Raw genomic sequence first — 15847 nt, 5'->3', positions numbered from 1 at the left:
GTCGAAGAATCCTCTACCGTTATCCTTCTGTTGATTTCTGGGCTATGGGAGATGTTACTAGTATAAGAAGAATAGAATTCAAAGTCTGTCTAAACCTGTGGGCGGATTTCAGACTTTTTTTGTCGATGAAGGGCAGTTTTTAGAGACCTGTACCAAGAGCAGCCTCTTAGCGTTATCGGCGATCTCTATCTTGGCAGGAAGGCTCGGGGAATATCCGTAATTTCCCCAGTAATTGCTGATTGGGCTTTCATTCGTGAAAGTGTGACAGCATCAGCTGTTGGCCTTGTAAGTGAAATAAAAAGGAAGATGACGAGGCTTGGATATAAAAATAAGCCTGTCTTCATCATGATGACGAAGCACAGGCTTACCGTTATTAATCATTATTACGGGTACGATTGCGAAGAAAAGTAGGAATATCAAGCTGATCATTGCTCTGATTGCCAAACGGCTTCAGATTCACATTACTCTTGTCCGTTTCCGGCTGCTGTTGTTGCTGTTGTTCCCCTTGCGGCATTGCAGGACGACGTCCCGGCGGGATTGGAGAAGGCTTGCTCTCAAAGCCGGTAGCGATAACCGTGACCTTGATTTCATCCTTCATGCTTTCCTCAATGATTGCACCGAAGATCATGTTCACTTCCGGATCGGAAGCAGATGTTACAATCTCGGCCGCTTCATTCACTTCATATAAGGAAAGATTGGTTCCTCCCGTAATATTCATGATCACACCGCGGGCACCCTCGATTGAGGTTTCAAGCAGCGGGCTCATGATCGCCTTGCGGGCAGCCTCGGAGGCACGGTTTTCACCAGTAGCCAGTCCAATACCCATCAGAGCCGAGCCGCGTTCTGTCATGATCGTTTTCACATCGGCAAAGTCAAGGTTGATCAGACCCGGCACTTGGATCAGATCAGAAATGCCCTGAACGGCCTGACGCAATACGTTATCAGCTTCTCGGAACGCTTCCAGCATCGGTGTCTTCTTATCCACGATCTCCAGCAAGCGATCATTCGGAATGACGATGAGTGTGTCCACTTTCTCTTTCAATGCTTCAATGCCAAGCTCCGCTTGGGAAGCACGCTTGCGTCCTTCGAACGTAAACGGACGAGTGACAACCCCAACCGTTAATGCCCCGCACTCCTTAGCAATTTCAGCGATGACAGGCGCAGCTCCAGTACCTGTACCGCCACCCATACCGGCTGTAACGAATACCATATCGGCACCCTTCAGGGTGTTCATGATCAAATCACGGGATTCTTCCGCAGCCTTCTTGCCTACGTCAGGATTGGCGCCGGCACCAAGACCGCGAGTCAGCTTGTCCCCGATTTGCAGTTTATGTTCGGATTTTGCAAGGTGGAGTGCCTGAGCATCCGTATTGACCGTAATAAATTCAACGCCCTGCACACCATTTTCAATCATTCGGTTAACGGCGTTGCTTCCGCCGCCGCCTACTCCGATTACTTTTATTTGAGCTAAGCTCTCCATTTCAAAATCAAATTCCAACATCTAATCCATCTCCCCCTCAATGTGCGTGGATGGCACGTCCACAGTCGAATGAATCCGCTATATAAACTCGCTGAACATCTTTTTCAGGCGTTCAATAAATCCCGGCTTCTGGCTGGTCTCCTGAGTTGCTGCGACAGGATTTTGCTGCTTAGCGCGGTTCACCGGTTTCTTGCTATTTCCGCTGCTGTTGTTGCTTCCTCCTGTATTCCGTACGCGTACGTTCCGGATTGCATTATGGAGGATGCCGACTCCGCTGCAGTATCCCGGATCACGAACACCGATAAAATCGGGAACCGCAATCCGTACGGAAGTCGCCAGCTCATTTTGTGCCACCTGCAGCACACCAGGCATGGACATAGTGCCCCCAGTAAGTATATAACCACCAGGAAGCTCACTGTAACCCAAGCGCTTGATTTCTTGGCGCACTAATTGGAATATTTCCTGAACGCGAGGTTCTATGATAGCTGCCAGATCCTCTTGAGTGAACTCCTTGTCCACATTGCTTCCAATTCTCGTTACCTTGAACGTTACTTCGTGTGCGGCACTCTCGATCAGCGCGCACCCGTACTTCAGTTTAACCTTCTCTGCTTGATCCGTCAGCGTTCGCAGGCCGTATGCGATATCATTCGTCACGAAATCTCCGCCTACCGGAAGCGTGGAGGTTGCGGCAATGCTGCCCCCCTCGAACACAGCCAGCGTGGTTGAGCCCGCTCCGACGTCGACCAGCACGGACCCCATCGTTTTCTCGTCCTTGGACAAGGCCAGCTGTCCAGCACCAAGCGGAATCAGCACCAGATCCTTCACTTTCAGACCTGATTTCTCCACGCAGCGTAACAGGTTATGTATTGCCGTTTTGGCGCCAGTTATAATCGTCGCTTCCACTTCCAGCCTTACGCCGATCATTCCTCGCGGATCAGAGATTCCTTCCAAACCGTCAACTACAAACTGTTTAGCAACCACATCGATAATTTCACGATCGGGAGGAAGTGCAACGACTTCCGCCGCCTTCAGCACGCGGTCAATGTCCTCTTCACCAATTTCGCGATCCTCGTTCGATACTGCCACAACGCCGTGGCTGGATTGAAGTCCGATATGATTTCCAGATATGCCGACATAAACTTCGGATATTTGAATACCGACCATACGCTCCGCATGATCTACAGCGCTGCGAATGGATTGTACGGTCTGGTCGATATCTACAATTGCACCTTTGCGAATTCCCTCCGAGTCGGCAGATCCAACTCCAATAATATTAAAGGTTCCATTATTAACTTCCCCAATAATAGCACGAACTTTGGATGTACCGATGTCCAAACTAACAATGATGTCATTGTTGCTCAAGCCCTGGCACCTCCTGTTTTTAGCAAATTAATTTTGATTATAAAGAATACATTTCTACTTATTCAACACTCGCGGGTCTTTCCCTCTTTTTTCAACATTTTTTTTACTGCCAACATTTGCTATAACAGGCCGTAAAAGTCATTCAAAAAAGAAGAGCCGAAACAAGTTGTCAATACTTTCAATTGTACCATTTATTCCTATGCCTGAGTAGGGGTTTATTGCCCTTCCTCGGCGTCTTCTCCAACTTCTTCTTCAAACGGCACGTAAGAATCGGCTTCCAGCATCGTAATCACACCCGGCCGCTCTATTTCGGTAACCTGATTCAAGTACTCCACCTTGTCATGGAGCAAGGAAACCGATGTGATGACCTCGAATTTGGAACGCGTGTACATCTTGATCCGGTCCGGAAAAGATAACGTTGGCGACGGCATGATCTCCGAAATGTCTGAAGTCAGGCTTCCCGGAATCTCGGCAAGTACTTTGCTGAGCTTGGCCTTGTTGGGGTCGTTTGCATCCCAATTGGTCAGAATCGGCTTCTCCACGGCAATGCCGCTTGCCGTGACGGGAACCGAGGTACCGCTCGACAGAATCGCTTGGAGCTCGCCGCTGTCGGACAGCTCATAGGCAACCGTAGGATGTTCCGTCACCACGATACTGATGTCGCCCGGAAAGCTCTTGACCACTTCGGCCGTCTTAATCGTGCCCAGCTCCATCAGGCGCTCCTGCACGAGTGTGGGGTCGACGCCAAAGTACTGGTCTCCGATGTGGAGTCCGCTTTGCTTGGTAAGCTGCTCATTTGTATTAAACGTATTGCCTGTAAAATGAATCTCGGTAACTTGGCTGACCGACGACCGGAAAAACAAGATCGTCAGCAGAGCTGCGAACAGCAGCAAAAGAATCCATATGATTTTTTTGGCCGTTTTCGGTTTGGGCTTGTCCTGCTTCAGGACAGGCATATGTGTCTTGGACATATCCACTCTCTCCATAAAGACCTGTTATCCCCTCCTCCTGGAGGGGATGCTCAGGACCTCAATTGGCTAAATCAAGCGGCTTTGGCACCGGGGACTGACGATAGATCCGTGCGCCTAAACCTTGGAACATGTTTTCAATACGATCATAACCGCGATCAATATGGTGAACTTGCTCCACCACGGTCGTTCCCTGCGCGGCCAAACCGGCAATGACGAGCGCCGCTCCAGCCCGAAGATCGGTTGCTTCCACGGTGGCTCCGTAAATTCTCTGCACGCCGCGTATGAACGCATAGTTCAGATCCGTGGAAATGTCCGCCCCCATGCGGGAGAGTTCCTCTACATGCTTGAACCGTCCTTCGAATACCGTCTCTTTCATCACGCTAAACCCGTCCGCCAAGGACAGCAAGACCATAACCTGGGATTGCAAATCAGTCGGGAAAGAAGGATACGGCGAAGTCACGATTCGTTCCACAGCTTTAGGACGGCTCATGCAGCTTATATTTATTATATCATTGCATATACTGGTTTGAACACCGGCGCGCTTCAGCACATGTATAAGGGAAGTTAAATGGGACGGATTGGTCTTTGTAAGCGTTACGCTGCCGCGGGTAACCGCTGCTGCGATCATGACGGTTCCGGCTACGATCCGGTCCGGAATGATCTCATACTCGCAAGGCTCCAGGCGCTCCACGCCATGGATCGTTATGGTATCCGTTCCTGCACCGATAATGTTCGCTCCCATTTTGTTCAGGAAATGCTGAAGGTCCTGAATTTCAGGCTCTCTCGCGGCATTGGTGAGCACTGTCGTGCCGAGCGCCGTTGCTGCTGCCATCATGATATTCTCCGTCGCCCCCACGCTGGCAAAATCCAGATGAATATCGGTTCCGATCAAACGGCTGGCCCTGCAATGGATTTTATCGTTGCTCTCCTCGATTTCCGCACCAAGCGCCTGCAATCCTTTAAGATGGAGGTCGATCTTGCGTTCTCCGATCGCGCAGCCTCCGGGCTGGTAGATCGTCACTTCGCCAAAACGGGCCAGCAGAGGTCCCATCAAAAAGATGGAGGATCGCATCTGCTTCATTAAATCTTCCGGGACATGAAACGAATTGGCCGACGAGGTATCCACGGTCACCGTCTCCAGCTCATGCTTGCATTTGGAGCCGAGACGGCCGAGAATGCTGAGCATCACTTCAATATCCAGCAGATGCGGGACATTGCTTAATCTTACAGTCCCTTCTGCAAGAAGACTTGCTGCTAGAATAGGTAAAGCTGCATTTTTTGCTCCATGGATACGTATGGTTCCTGATAGGGGCCTTCCGCCCTCAATCACCAATTTGTCCAATGTATCACCTCCGAGTTTACCGCTCGCCCAGAACGTACACCTCAGGCACCATTTGAATTCCGTTCTTCTCCGATATGGTTTCCTTGATGCGTTCCATCAAAGCGAGCACGTCCTCTGCTGTCGCTTGACCGGTGTTCTCGATGAAATTGGCATGCTGTAAAGAAACTTCTGCGCCTCCGATCCGCAGGCCCTTGAGACCGGCAGCCTCGATCAACCTCGCCGCATGGTCGCCGGGCGGGTTGCGAAATACGCTGCCTGCCGTTGCGGATTGGAGTGGCTGCGTACGCCGGCGACGGTCCTTATAGGAGGCCATAACGGCTGTAATCTCCTTGCGGTCTCCTTGACGGAGCTCAAATACCGCTTCAGTCACAATCCCTTTCCGTTCATGCAGAATGGAGTGTCGGTAATCAAACGCCATATCTTTCGCAGCATACGTAACCAATTCCCCTGTTTCCAGTACAATGTCAGCGGACTTGAATATGCGTGACACATCAGACCCATGGGCACCCGCATTCATGTAGACGGCCCCTCCGACCGATCCAGGAATGCCTCCGGCAAATTCGAGCCCGGATAATCCTTGTTTTCCGGCCAGAACACTAAGTTTGACAAAAGACAGACTGCCGCCTGCAGTTACCGTCTCTCCGTCAAAACGAAGCTCCTCAAAACCCTGGCCCAGCTTGATGACCGCTCCCCGAATTCCTTTATCGGCAACCAGCATGTTTGAACCGCGGCCCAGCTGTGTCCAAGGTATGTGATGGGCATGGAGAAGAGTGACCAGTTCCTTGAGCTGTTCCTTGTTCTCAGGAACAATCAGGCAATCGGCTGGTCCGCCTATTTTCCATGTCGTATATTTTGCCAGCGGTTCATTCCATAACACTGCTCCGACATTGGCCTCTGATAGTAGCGATTTCCACTGCTGCATTTTAAATAAACCTCCCTTGACTTTCAAAACCAAAAGGCCATTCCTTCAACTGGATGAAGAGATGGCCGCTGTCAGTAATGCCGGCCTCATGGGTGTGTCACGATTATAGAGTATCTTATGTCAGGCTCCATAGGTGTGTGACAATCGCCCAGCCGTTTTAGCGTTTGCCGGTTAACCGGCGGATTTCTTGGGTTATGACGGCCGCCGAGTCCGGTTTGCCGAGCTCTTTCGAAGCCGCAGACATCAACTCTCTTGCAGAGCGGTTGGTCATGATCTCCTCAAGCTTCCGGAACAGCGATTCAGCCGTCAAGTCCTTTTCTAAAATCATGCTGGATGCTCCCGCTTCCTCCAATTGCCTCGCATTCGCCTCCTGGTGGTTATTGGTGACGTTAGGTGATGGTATAAGGACGGATGGGATGCCAAGCGATGTAATTTCCGCCAGGAATGAGGCTCCCGCACGGTTTACGATCAGCGAAGTAGCCGCAAGCACTTCCGGCATATTATGAATATAGGGCAAAATATGAAGATGATTCGGCATGGTGCCGAGCTGGGACCGAATGGATTCCCGCGTATTCTCGAAATACGTATCGCCCGTAACAAATACAAAATGGACGTTCGGCAGCTTGTGAATGAACGGCGCCATCCCGATCATCGCGTTATTGATCGCCTTGGCTCCCCGGCTTCCGCCGACGATCAGAACGACCTGGCTGTCCACCGGAATGCCGAGCGTAGCAAATCCACGTTCACGATTGGCGGATAAAACCGTTGTCGCACGTGGATTTCCTGTATATACCGTTCTTTTGGCTTTAGGAAAAGAAGACTCCGTTCCTTCAAAACTGACGGCAACCGTATCCGCATATCGGCTGAGGAATTGGTTGGTCAGGCCCGGAATCGCGTTCTGCTCATGAATCATGGTCGGTATTCCCAGCTTGGCGGCGGCGTAAACGACCGGGCCGCACACATATCCGCCCGTCCCGATCACGACGTCCGGTTTAAACTCCTTCAGAAGGGCCTTCGATCGCTTCACGCCTTTGAAAAAACGCATGATCGTCTTCACGTTGTCCATCGACAGCTTGCGCCGGAACCCCGTGATATCGATGCTCTCGAACGGCAGCTTCTCTTGGGGTACCAGCTTGCTTTCGAGGCCTCGCTCGCCTCCGATATATAAAAACTCCGTCTTCGGATCTTCCTTCTCACATTGTCTTGCTATGGCAACGGCGGGGTAAATATGCCCCCCCGTTCCGCCGCCGGTCAAAACGACACGCATACCCTTCACCTCGCATAACGGGAAATATTTAATAGAATGCCGAGCGCCGTCAGCATCAGCGTCAGCGAGCTGCCTCCATAACTGATGAGCGGCAGCGTAATCCCTGTCACCGGCATCAAACCGATAACGACGCCGATATTGATGACGACCTGGATGGCGACCATGCCTACGATCCCTACGGCCAGCAGACTGCCAAAGCCGTCGGTGACCGTCATGGCCACCCTCATGCCCCGCCACACCAAGGCGGCGAACAAGAGCAATACAATCAAGCCGCCGATGAACCCCAACTCTTCGGCCAGGATCGAAAAAATAAAATCAGTCTGCGGTTCAGGCACATAAGCGTACTTCTGACGGCTCATGCCTAGTCCGAGTCCGCCGAGTCCGCCCGGCCCTATCGCATAGAGGGATTGGATGATCTGGTAGCCTGCGCCGAGCGGATCGGACCATGGATCGAGAAAGCCGGTTATCCGCTTCAGCCGGTAGGGCGCCGTCAGAATCAAGCCTATGAATCCGGCTATCCCGCCTAAAGCGAGAAAGCCCAGATGCTTCATCCGTGCTCCTGCCGTAAATACGATCATCATCGCAGCACCGAGCATGACGGCGCCCGTACCCAAATCAGGCTGAAGCATGATCAGCCCGAATGCCAGTCCGATCAAACCTAGCGGCGGCATCAGCCCCCTGGTAAATGATGTAATATCATAGTCTTGCTTGCTAAGCCAGCGCGATAGAAACAGAATCATGCCCAGCTTCATGAACTCGGAGGGCTGAATGCCGAACGAGCTGATGCCGAGCCAGCTTCTGGCTCCGCCGCGAACAACGCCGATGCCTGGAATTAGTACGATAATCAGCAAAAAAAAGCAGACCAGCAGCGCAATCTTGCTGTATTTCTTCCAAACCCGAAAATCGATCCTCGATGTGAAGTACATGGCAGCAAGCCCCAGACAGGCAAAAAACAGCTGACGCTTCACAAAATAAAACTTATCGCCATAGTCATGAAAAGCGAGGACGGAGCCTGCACTGTATACCATGACGATTCCGATGGCCAGCAGGGCCAAAATACAGATAAGCAGCCACAGATCGGGCGCCTGGCGGTTCTTGTTCATGGAAAGGCCACCTCGTACATCCTTAGTAGGGGCTTTTCCACCCCCCTACTTAAAGGTTATGCACCGCCTCTTTAAAAATGCGTCCTCGCGTCTCATAGGAAGGAAACATGTCCCAGCTCGCGCACGCGGGGGACAGGAGAACGATGTCTCCACTCTCCGCCAGCCCCGCAGCCTTCCGGACAGCCGAGGTCAATGTCGAAGCGGCGTCCTCCCCATTATCGACGAGGATGATGTCCTTTAATCCGGCCTTGGCGGCAGCGTTCGCGATTTTCTCCCTGGTTTCGCCAAGAAGCACGACCGCTTTCACCCGCCCTTGCATGGATGGGATCAGCTCCTCGTAATCCGAGCCCCGGTCAAGCCCCCCCGCGATCAAAACGACAGGTTCCTTGAACGAGGTCAAAGCCATATGCGTCGCCTTGGAATTGGTTGCCTTGGAATTGTTGTAATAGGATACGCCTTGAAGTTCCGCCACAAATTCCAGGCGGTGCTCAACGCCGCGGAAGCTGGACAAAGCTTCCTCCAGCTTATCGGGGGCAACGCCCGCCGCTATGGCGATGGCACAAGCCGCCATGGCGTTCCCCACATTGAATCTTCCCGGCAGTCCGATGTTCTCCACACGGATGATCTCATGGGTAAACCCTTCGCCGTCTGTATAAATGATTCTGCGCCCCTGATCGTCTTCGTCCGAATCCTGGGCACCGGGAGCATATGGCGGCGTGATGTGAACCCCTTCACGAAGGCTCTCGCTCATCGAAAAAGGCACGATGTGCGCCTTGATATACGGGACAAGGTTTCTGCACACGGGATCATCCCAATTGAGCACAGCGGTATCCTCCGAAGTCTGGTTGGCAAACAGCTTGGCTTTGGATGCCACATAATCATCCATTCCGCCATGGTAATCCAGATGCGTTTCCGTCACGTTGAGGAGGCAGGCAATGCGCGGCCGGAACGCCTCCGTTCCTTTTAGCTGAAAACTGCTCAGTTCAACGACCATCCAGTCATTTTCCGTTGCTGTCGCTGCGGCCTCGGATAGGGGCGTGCCGATATTGCCGGCAACGATCGGCGAAAGGCCCGCGCTTTCCAGCATCTCGCCTACCCAAGTCGTGGTGGTTGTTTTGCCGTTCGAGCCCGTGATGCCGATCATGGGAGCTTCGCACAGGTGATAGGCGATTTCGACTTCGGTCACGATAGGAATTTCAAGCTCGATCGCCTTTTGGACAGGCGGGACCGAATACGGAATTCCCGGGTTTTTGACAAGGAGCGCCACGCCGGGATGAATGAGGTCATCGGGATGCCCGCCGCAAATAACAGAAATACCCAAAGCCTCGAGCTCCGAGGCTTCAGGACACTGTTCTCTTTCCTTTCGATCATTCACGATGACGGAGGCTCCGGCTTGATGCAGCACCTTCGCTACCTGCACTCCGCTTTTGGCAAGACCCAACACGACGATATGCTTATCCCGATAAACATCTAGCTGCTTCATATGTTACAACCCCTTGTTGATATAGAGTCCGAGTCCCGCAAGTACCAGTCCCACGGCCCAAAATGTAAAAACAACGCGCCACTCCGACCACCCGGACAATTCGTAATGGTGGTGGATCGGGCTCATTTTGAATATTCGTTTGCCCCGGGTTTTGAAGGAGATCACCTGAAGCACAACAGATAGCATCTCGATGACGAAGACCCCTCCAATGATCAGGAACAGCAGCTCGCTCTTGGTTACGATGGCAATCGCGCCGATGGCACCGCCGATGCCTAAAGAACCCGTATCTCCCATGAACACCTTCGCGGGATGAGCGTTAAATACCAGAAACCCGAGCACCGCGCCGATCATGGCAGCCGCGCAGAACGCCGCCGCGAACGAGGTGGACTGGATCGCGACGATGGCATACGCGCCAAAGGCAATCGCGCTGACGCCGGACAGCAGGCCGTCCAATCCGTCGGTGAAATTGACCGCGTTGCTGATTGCAAGCATCATGACCACGATGAACGGATAATAGAACCATGGGCCCCAATCAAAGGACCAATCCATGCCCGGCACGCTGATTGCCGTGCTGTGGCCGTTGGAAATCAACAGCCAGCACATAATACCGGAAAACAGAAGCTGTCCAAACAGCTTCTGCCGGGCCGTAAGTCCTAATGATCTGCGAAACACGATCTTGATGTAATCGTCAAGAAAGCCGATCAAACCGAAACCGAGCGTGGCTACGATCAGCACGTAGAAATCGGTATCGACAGGCGAAAATTTAATATAAGTCAGCGTAAAAGCTAGAAGAATGACGACGCCGCCCATCGTTGGCGTCCCGGCTTTTTTCAAGTGGCTCTGCGGACCGTCGTTCCTGACCTGCTGGCCGAACTTCATACGCCGCAGCAGCGGAATGAGCAGCGGAGCCGATATCACCGCAAGCACAAACGCTACACCGATTGTCAATAACAGCAATTGAAAGTCCATCAGCTCACCCCCTCGCTCCGTTGTTGCTGCCCGGCAGTGCCTTCAAGGCATCAACCACGTGCTCCAGCCTCATGCCGCGCGAGGCTTTCACCAATACGATATCCTTCTCCGTTACCTGCTCCAGCAGGGCTTCGATCAGCTTCTCTTTATCCGTAAATGAAAGCACGGCCCCTTCCGGGAAGCGGGCTTTCGCTTTATTCGCCGTATGAAGAGACAACGGACCGTAGGTGAATACCAGATCCGCATTGTCCGGAGATAAATAATCTCCGATCTCGGCATGAAATGACTCTTCCCGCTGACCAAGTTCCAGCATGTCCCCGAGCACGGCGATCCGGCGGCGATAGCCCTTCATATCGCCAAGCACGTCTACAGCCGCCTTCACCGCCGTCGGGCTGGAATTGTAGGCATCGTTCAGCACGGTTACCCCAAGCGCGGTCTCTACGGCTTCGATCCGCATGCTCGACAGCTTCAGATGGGCGAACCCGCTGCGAATGGCTTCATCGCCGATGCCCAGATGGGCCGCCACCGCCATGGCTGCCAGGGCGTTCACCACATTGTGGCGGCCGAGGAGCGGCAGGCTGAAGCCTTCGCCTGCATGCAGTCTCGAAGTAAATATGATTCCTCTGGCATGGAACATGAGTCCCGTCGGATAATCGTCATTGGTATCTTGATTTCCGAACGTATACGTTCGCAGCCCCTCCGGCTTCACCGTTGCTTCTTCAGCAAGCACCTGACGGATCAGCGGTTCGTCCCCATGATAGATCAGCAAACCGCCCGGCTTCATGCCGCTGATAATCTCAAGCTTGGCCCGTGCGATTTCTTCCCGGGAACCGAGCTGCAGCAAATGCGCTTCCCCGACATTGGTGATCACGGTTAAATCCGGGCGGGCTATGTTCGAGAGCAGCTCGATCTCATGACGTCCGCTCATGCCCATCTCAAGCACGATAATGTCGGTGTCTTCCTTCATTGCCAGCACGGTTAACGGAAGCCCGATATGATTATTATAATTGCCTTGCGTTTTGTGAACGTTATACGTGGTTTCAAGCAGTGCCGACACCATGTCCTTCACGGTGGTTTTGCCGTTGCTGCCGGTTATGCCCACCACCTTGGCTCTGCTCTCGGACAAATAGGCCGCCGCAAGCGACTGGAGCGCCTTTAACGTATCCTCCACGAGAATGAGCGGGAGGTCGGCGGGAACCGGCTGATGATCCCTCTGCCAGAATGCCGCGCCGGCTCCACTGGCGAGCACGCTCTCCACGAATTCATGCCCGTCAAACTTCTCGCCGACAATCGGAACAAACAGGTTGCCCGGCTGTATGGTTCGGGAGTCGGTACCGACTCCTTGAATGATGATGTTGTCATCTTGGTTACGTGAGAGCGTACCGCCGCACATGTCGGCGATGCTCTTTAATGATTTATGGATCACTATTGTCTGCCCCTTATCGCGTCTTTGGCTACGATGCGGTCGTCAAAATCAAGCACTTCGCCCGCAATCAGCTGATAGGTCTCATGACCTTTCCCCGCAATCAATACTACATCGCCCGGGCTTGCCATTTCAATAGCCTTTTCGATCGCTTTCCGGCGATCGACGATGAGCTTGTAGCTTTCGGTTGCCACACCGTCCTCAACCAATCCGGCCTCGATATCCTTCAATATCAACTCCGGATCCTCGGTACGGGGATTATCGGAAGTTACCAATACAACATCGCTGTATTTCGCAGCGATTTTACCCATGATCGGCCGTTTGGTCCGGTCCCGGTCGCCACCGCAGCCGAATACGGTGATCACCCGGCCTTCCGCGAATTCATTGACGGTGCGGAGCACATTTTCAAGTCCGTCCGGCGTATGGGCGTAATCCACGATCACGGCATACGGCTGGCCTTCATCCACGACCTCTACGCGGCCATCGACTCCGGGCACGGATTCCAGGCTGTTCTTGATATCTTCGAGCGGCACACCTTCCAGGAGCGCTGCCGCGATCGCGGCCATAGCGTTATACACGTTGAATTTTCCTACCATTCGAATCGAAATGTCCGCACTGCCGCGGAACGTATCCACATGGAACGAAGTGCCTTGCGCGGTGATCGATATATTGCTCGCCCGCACATCCGCATCTTCACCCAAACCGTAGGTTATCACTTCCGCCGCGGTCTGCTTGGCGAAATATGCCGAAGCATCGTCATCCGCATTCAGGACGGCATATTTGCGCGCGGATTCATCCTTGGCAAAAGCGTTGCCCAGCCGGGAGAAAAATAACCCTTTTGCGCCGCGGTATTCTTCCATCGTGTGATGATAGTCCAGATGGTCCTGGGTCAGATTCGTGAAGATGGCCGTCCGGAAATCCGTTCCCTTCACGCGCCCCTGTTCGAGCGCATGCGAGGATACCTCCATCACGCAGCACTCGGTGCCTGCATTGGCCATATCGTTCAAGTAACGCTGAAGCTCCAGCGCCTCGGGCGTCGTTCTCGGCATCGGGAAGGACTGGCCGCCGTATTTCATCTGAATCGTTCCGATCAATCCGGTTTTCAACCCGAAATCGTTCATGATCGTCTCGATCAAATACGTTGTCGTTGTCTTGCCGTTCGTACCGGTTACGCCGATCATCTTCATTCGGGAGCTCGGCTGATGATAAAAGGCGTTCGCCAAACCCGCCATCGCGAAGCGGCTGTCTTTCACGATGACCTGCGGGAGGTCAACCTCCAGCTTGCGTTCAACGACCAGCGCCGCGGCACCTTTGTCGGCGGCCTGGGCTGCAAACTCGTGTCCATCCACCGTATGGCCCGGCAGGCAAATGAACAAATCCCCCGGTTTTACTTGTCTGGAGTCTGTTTCTATCCCCGTAATTTCAACATCTCCGGATCCCTCGATAACAGCAGCGGCCAATACGGATGATAATTGCTTCAAGTTCATTGTTATCCCTCTCTCTATATATCTGCATCATCCGCCCTTCGCTTGCCGACCGGATGATGCCTTAGTGTTCGTGCTTGGATTCCCCCGGGTCTTCGCCCATGTAAATCCGAATGGTGGACCCTCGCTCCACCCGGCTTCCCGGCTTCGGCGCCTGGGAAATTACCGTATTGCCGGTTCCGGACTTGGCCAGCATGAAGTTCATATTCAAGTCTTCATACAGATCCTGAACGGTTGCACCGACCAGGTTCGGTACGGTCACGGTCGGCGTCTCGCCGTACTTGTATTCGCGGGCAAGCTGATCTTTGCGCGGCGGGACGTTCATATAGTGCAGCGCATCCTCCAGGATATTCTGCACGATCGGGGCTGCCACGACGCCGCCGAACTGTATGCCTTTCGGATTATCCACCGCCGTGTACACCACGATTTCCGGGTCATCGGCCGGCGCGAATCCGATGAAGGAGACGATATGCTCGGTTGACGAGTAACGGCCGTTAATCACCTTCTGGGCGGTACCGGTCTTCCCTCCCACACGATAACCGTCGATGAAGGCCGGACGTCCGGTTCCTTTGGCGACGACGCTTTCGAGTGCCTCGCGCACTTGCTTGGAGGTTTCCTCCGAGATTACTTGTCTGACGAGCTCCGGTTTGATTTCCTCCACCGTCTCGCCCGTCTCCGGATTGACCCAAGCCTTGGCGACGTGCGGCTTGAACAGCTTACCGCCGTTAATGGCGGCGGACACGGCCGCAACCTGCTGGATCGGCGTAACCGATACGCCTTGGCCAAACGCCGTTGTGGCCAGCTCCACAGGGCCAACGTTATCGAGCTTGAACAGAATGCCGTTCTCTTCCCCGTTCAAATCGATGCCTGTCTTCGCTCCAAAGCCGAAATCCCGGATATACTGGAACAGGCTTTCCTTACCCAGCTTCTGGCCCAATGCCACAAAGCCCGGGTTGCAGGAGTTCTGCACAACCTCCATGAAGGTTTGACTGCCATGGCCGCCTTTCTTCCAGCAGCGCAGCCTGGCTCCGCCGACCTCTACCGCCCCGCTGTCGAAGAAATGGTCGTTCTTCAGATCGACCTTGTCCTCTTCGAGCGCAGCGGCAAGCGTAATAATCTTGAACGTCGAGCCCGGCTCATAGGTCATCCAGATCGGCAAGTTGCGATTGTATGTTTCCGCTGAAAATTCCTGATAGTTGGCAGGGGAGTACCCCGGCCTGCTGGCCATCGCCAAAATCTCGCCCGTCTTCGGATTCATGGCAATCGACCATGCTCCATTCGCCTGGTATTTCACCATGGCCTGGTCAAGCTCCCGCTCCATGATGGACTGGATCGATTTATCGATCGTCAGCTCCAGATTCAGACCGTCGCGGGGCTCTACGTATTTCTCCGAGGAGCCCGGCATGATTCTTCCGCCTGCATCGGACAAATAGGATATTCCGCCTTCAAAGCCCTTCAGCTTGTCGTCATGCATGGCTTCCAGGCCGGTGAGTCCCTGGCTGTAAGCTCCCGTAAACCCCAAAATATGGGCCGCGAGATCGCCGTAGGGATAATACCGTTTGTTGTCCTCAGCAACAACGATACCCGGCAGCTTCAAATCACGAATTTCCTGAGCCAGCTCCATCGTAATTTTTCGTCCACCGGGATTTATCCGTTCCAACCTCGAACGTTTCGTAATGATCTTCTTGATATCGGCCTTGTCCATGCTGATCAGCCCGGCCAACGTCTCGGCTGTATGGTCCGGATCTTTGATTTGTACAGGAATCGCCCAAATGGTCGGTGTCGTTATATTCGTAACCAATGCGGTTCCGTTACGGTCCAGAATTTCACCCCGCTGTGCCGCGAACGGAATGTCGCGGCGCCAGAGATCCTCCGCTTTCGCCGACAACTCCGCGCCTTTCCCGATCTGCACATAGGCCAGTCTGATGATCAGCGCAGAGAACAGCAGGAGCAGCAGCAGCAGGCTCCAGAGCAGCCTTCTCCGCTGCGATACCTTGGATACTTTCACCTAAGCTTCCCTCCCTGTTTGAACCCGAAAGCT

General features: G+C 53.4%; 12 protein-coding genes. All 12 read right to left on the bottom strand.

What is annotated here, in order from left to right; translation table 11 throughout:
- Nucleotides 1-373: 373 nt before the first annotated feature.
- Nucleotides 374-1501, bottom strand: coding sequence for a cell division protein FtsZ (gene ftsZ, locus M1D70_RS09030; protein ID WP_009589569.1), 1128 nt, complete (start codon nucleotides 1499-1501; stop codon nucleotides 374-376).
- A 57-nt stretch (nucleotides 1502-1558) separates the two neighbouring features.
- On the bottom strand, nucleotides 1559-2842 hold the full coding sequence (gene ftsA / locus M1D70_RS09025; protein ID WP_009589690.1) for a cell division protein FtsA: 1284 nt from the start codon (nucleotides 2840-2842) through the stop codon (nucleotides 1559-1561).
- A 215-nt stretch (nucleotides 2843-3057) separates the two neighbouring features.
- Nucleotides 3058-3813: a cell division protein FtsQ/DivIB gene (locus M1D70_RS09020; protein ID WP_456289668.1), complete on the bottom strand. Its 756-nt coding sequence runs from the start codon at nucleotides 3811-3813 to the stop codon at nucleotides 3058-3060.
- 58 nt (nucleotides 3814-3871) lie between these two features.
- Nucleotides 3872-5155, bottom strand: a complete 1284-nt coding sequence (murA, locus tag M1D70_RS09015) for a UDP-N-acetylglucosamine 1-carboxyvinyltransferase (protein ID WP_009589613.1) — start codon at nucleotides 5153-5155, stop codon at nucleotides 3872-3874.
- Between the two features lie 16 nt (nucleotides 5156-5171).
- Nucleotides 5172-6077, bottom strand: coding sequence for a UDP-N-acetylmuramate dehydrogenase (murB, locus tag M1D70_RS09010; protein WP_015734237.1), 906 nt, complete (start codon nucleotides 6075-6077; stop codon nucleotides 5172-5174).
- 157 nt (nucleotides 6078-6234) lie between these two features.
- Nucleotides 6235-7344 (bottom strand): undecaprenyldiphospho-muramoylpentapeptide beta-N-acetylglucosaminyltransferase, encoded by a 1110-nt coding sequence (gene murG, locus M1D70_RS09005; protein ID WP_009589637.1) that lies wholly within the window; start codon nucleotides 7342-7344, stop codon nucleotides 6235-6237.
- A 5-nt stretch (nucleotides 7345-7349) separates the two neighbouring features.
- Entirely contained in the window at nucleotides 7350-8447 is a 1098-nt protein-coding gene (gene spoVE / locus M1D70_RS09000) for a stage V sporulation protein E (protein WP_009589659.1), read from the bottom strand.
- 49 nt (nucleotides 8448-8496) lie between these two features.
- Nucleotides 8497-9930: a UDP-N-acetylmuramoyl-L-alanine--D-glutamate ligase gene (gene murD / locus M1D70_RS08995; RefSeq protein ID WP_456289667.1), complete on the bottom strand. Its 1434-nt coding sequence runs from the start codon at nucleotides 9928-9930 to the stop codon at nucleotides 8497-8499.
- A gap of 3 nt (nucleotides 9931-9933) precedes the next feature.
- Nucleotides 9934-10899: a phospho-N-acetylmuramoyl-pentapeptide-transferase gene (gene mraY, locus M1D70_RS08990; protein WP_009590845.1), complete on the bottom strand. Its 966-nt coding sequence runs from the start codon at nucleotides 10897-10899 to the stop codon at nucleotides 9934-9936.
- 4 nt (nucleotides 10900-10903) lie between these two features.
- Nucleotides 10904-12325 (bottom strand): UDP-N-acetylmuramoyl-tripeptide--D-alanyl-D-alanine ligase, encoded by a 1422-nt coding sequence (locus tag M1D70_RS08985; protein WP_456289666.1) that lies wholly within the window; start codon nucleotides 12323-12325, stop codon nucleotides 10904-10906.
- Nucleotides 12325-13809: a UDP-N-acetylmuramoyl-L-alanyl-D-glutamate--2,6-diaminopimelate ligase gene (locus M1D70_RS08980; RefSeq protein WP_456289665.1), complete on the bottom strand. Its 1485-nt coding sequence runs from the start codon at nucleotides 13807-13809 to the stop codon at nucleotides 12325-12327. Before M1D70_RS08980 ends, M1D70_RS08985 begins: the two co-directional genes overlap by 1 nt.
- A gap of 61 nt (nucleotides 13810-13870) precedes the next feature.
- Nucleotides 13871-15814 (bottom strand): stage V sporulation protein D, encoded by a 1944-nt coding sequence (locus M1D70_RS08975; RefSeq protein ID WP_015734232.1) that lies wholly within the window; start codon nucleotides 15812-15814, stop codon nucleotides 13871-13873.
- Between the last annotated feature and the right edge of the window lie 33 nt (nucleotides 15815-15847).

The sequence above is a fragment of the Paenibacillus sp. AK002 genome, assembly GCF_053903045.1.
This window is presented reverse-complemented; position numbering and strand designations above follow the sequence as displayed.

What these genes read in the sequence shown, in the direction of transcription:
- murB (WP_015734237.1), bottom strand. Translation starts at nt 6,077, where the DNA reads ATGCAGCAGTGGAAATCGCTACTATCAGAGGCCAATGTCGGAGCAGTG.
- mraY (WP_009590845.1), bottom strand. Translation starts at nt 10,899, where the DNA reads ATGGACTTTCAATTGCTGTTATTGACAATCGGTGTAGCGTTTGTGCTT.
- spoVE (WP_009589659.1), bottom strand. Translation starts at nt 8,447, where the DNA reads ATGAACAAGAACCGCCAGGCGCCCGATCTGTGGCTGCTTATCTGTATT.
- murD (WP_456289667.1), bottom strand. Translation starts at nt 9,930, where the DNA reads ATGAAGCAGCTAGATGTTTATCGGGATAAGCATATCGTCGTGTTGGGT.
- ftsZ (WP_009589569.1), bottom strand. Translation starts at nt 1,501, where the DNA reads ATGTTGGAATTTGATTTTGAAATGGAGAGCTTAGCTCAAATAAAAGTA.
- M1D70_RS09020 (WP_456289668.1), bottom strand. Translation starts at nt 3,813, where the DNA reads ATGTCCAAGACACATATGCCTGTCCTGAAGCAGGACAAGCCCAAACCG.
- M1D70_RS08980 (WP_456289665.1), bottom strand. Translation starts at nt 13,809, where the DNA reads ATGAACTTGAAGCAATTATCATCCGTATTGGCCGCTGCTGTTATCGAG.
- murG (WP_009589637.1), bottom strand. Translation starts at nt 7,344, where the DNA reads ATGCGTGTCGTTTTGACCGGCGGCGGAACGGGGGGGCATATTTACCCC.